Origin of the sequence: Okeania sp. SIO2B9, assembly GCF_010672505.1 — a bacterium.
Lineage (GTDB): Bacteria > Cyanobacteriota > Cyanobacteriia > Cyanobacteriales > Microcoleaceae > Okeania > Okeania hirsuta.
Map to the genome: position 1 here is coordinate 1 of NZ_JAAHGK010001190.1, position 2,373 is coordinate 2,373.

Sequence of the window (2,373 nt, forward strand, 5' to 3'; positions counted from 1 at the left end):
TTAATTTGGCACAGATACTTATCTAATCCAATTAATTTTTCTTGGCTGCTAGTATTTCAAGTGTAGTATAAGTGTAGTTTTTGAATTTATATGGATTCTGGATGTAGAATCTCCAATTTGACTTGAGATATTTAGATTAGCAATAATTATCTTATAGTTTTGTAATTTTAATAATGAATATAAAAAAAATATAAGCGTACCATTTTAAGAAATGTTAAGATGGTAGGTAATAATACTTGAGGACATTAATTACGTTATCTAAGCCGACTTTTGACGATCATTCCCTAAGTGAATCTTTTTATCAAACACTCATTAATCTTTTCTATGAAGCTTTAAGTCTTTCCACTCAATCCTTATTAGGTGAATGTAGTTTTGGCTTTGCTCCCGACTCCCTTGGAGTCAAAACTTTTTTTATTATCGCTCCTTCTATATTAGATGCAGATCGACTAATTCAAGATATTGACAGTCTCAAAAATCGAGTAATGTCTTTAATGGGAGGAGTAGGCAAACTTGCTATTTGTGTCAATCCATTGAAAGAAACAGAGGAGATTAATTCTCAGAATCACGAAGAGGAAACATTTGGAGTCTGTCTTGATCAAACCCAAGAATTTTTACCACAGTATATGATGTGTAAAATTTTTCCTATAGACTTATCCAATCAAAATCTAGATTAATTTTTCCATCCAGTTAGATACTTTTGATATCTAAAACTTTTCAAATATTTTTTTTAGTTCAACCTCCGAAATAACTTTGCCGGAAGGATTTTTAATTTTAACTTTGTCGTTAAAATCATCGCTACCTTCATTGTATTTAATTGGTAACAATACATATCTTCCTTGATAGAGAGTTTTATCGGAGGTAATCGTAAATTCTAAATCTTGATTATAAGTGTTCTTTGCATACTGTAAATGTAATCTAGTGATAAATGCTTGTTCGTGATTCATACCCAACTCATTCAACTCTTGAGAATCTAACGGTATTGTATTACACGGGTCACAAAAACCTGTATCCCAAGCATATTCTATAACTACAATTTCTTTTCTTGTAGCTTGAATAGTTGAAGTCAACAATTCTCGATAAAATTCGCCAAATTTTGACTCTATATTTAGTGGCACATCAAAGTTACTAGGAATCACCACATTTTCATAATTATTAACTTCAGCACGACCAGTTTTACTCAAAAAATAAACGACGATATTCAGAGTATCCTCTGAGTTAATTTTTCCCAATTGAAAAGGTAACATAATCTGAGGATAATTCTTAACAGTAAACTGAAGAGGTCTTAAATTTTGAAAACCTAGTTTTTCTTGTGCTTCTAAGTTAACCCTTACCACAAAAAAGAAAAGTTTCTTATTAATATAAGGTTTCAGATATTTAGCAGCACCTCTAGGAATTTTATACTGATTTTCCCTTAACCAACTTTCCAAAGAATTAGACTCTGTTGCACTTAAAATAACAATATCATATTCTCCCGCCGTGAAGCTTTCTATAACTCTTACATTTTGACGGGGATATCTACCTATATCTGCCTCATATCTACCTCTATAAGCACCGTCTTCGTCATAACCCTTATAAGAATGATATTCAACTAACCTAGGAGCAGTAAAATCATCTAAGCGTTGAAAAAGTTTTGGTGAAATAACTTTTACATCTTGCTTTTTGAGTACAACTGGTACTGGTAAAATCAGAGCAAACTCTTCAGGTTCCCCCTTATAATCAAAAGCTAAACTGTAAGTTGTTTGATTGTCTTGATGAGCGATCGCCACTTGTGAGCGGTTATTAAACATTTCAGCATCAACTTTTGCCACAAAAAAGCCACAAAAACTTCTAACTTTTTTGACATCTATAGACATAGAAACTAATATTAAGCTTCCTACTATAGATAATTTGATGATTTTTTTTAGCCTTAGTTTTAAAAACATAACATTCAATAATGGATAATGGATAATGGATAATTGATAATTACCTCTCCCTCAAAGAAAGAGGATTGAATCAAAGGAAAATTTTTTATTTTTTCTCCTTTAAAAGAGAGGCTTTAAACCTTAATTATTCGGTAAATAAATATAGGAATTTTCAAATTAAAGATACACGAGTTTCGGATATTAGAGAACAGGGAAAAACTACAAAGATAGAAACTAATATTAGTAAGCATTTAGCCATCAGCTATCAGCTATCAGCTATGAGTTATTAACTCATTATCTTGGAAGAAGGAATTAGTAGTCAAGGACTGAAATATGTTTGCGCAGTATTCCGCAGGAAATGAAATATTTATGTCAGCTAACCTTAGTCTTTGCTTGATTCAAATAAAAGCTGATAGCTGACTGCTAATAGCTGTTTGCGCAGCATTCCGCAGGAAATGCTTACTAATATTCA

General features: G+C 31.6%; 2 protein-coding genes. One reads left to right on the plus strand and one right to left on the minus strand.

Annotated elements, in window-relative coordinates:
- Window positions 1-236: 236 nt before the first annotated feature.
- Window positions 237-674 (plus strand): hypothetical protein, encoded by a 438-nt coding sequence (locus F6K13_RS28795; RefSeq protein ID WP_287289259.1) that lies wholly within the window; start codon window positions 237-239, stop codon window positions 672-674.
- 30 nt (window positions 675-704) lie between these two features.
- Here F6K13_RS28795 and F6K13_RS28800 read toward each other — a convergent pair whose 3' ends face one another.
- Entirely contained in the window at window positions 705-1,922 is a 1,218-nt protein-coding gene (locus F6K13_RS28800) for a DUF2330 domain-containing protein (RefSeq protein WP_124145088.1), read from the minus strand.
- Window positions 1,923-2,373: the final 451 nt, after the last annotated feature.

Coding starts and splice junctions, on each gene's coding strand:
- F6K13_RS28800 (WP_124145088.1), bottom strand. CDS start 1,922: ATGTTTTTAAAACTAAGGCTAAAAAAAATCATCAAATTATCTATAGTA.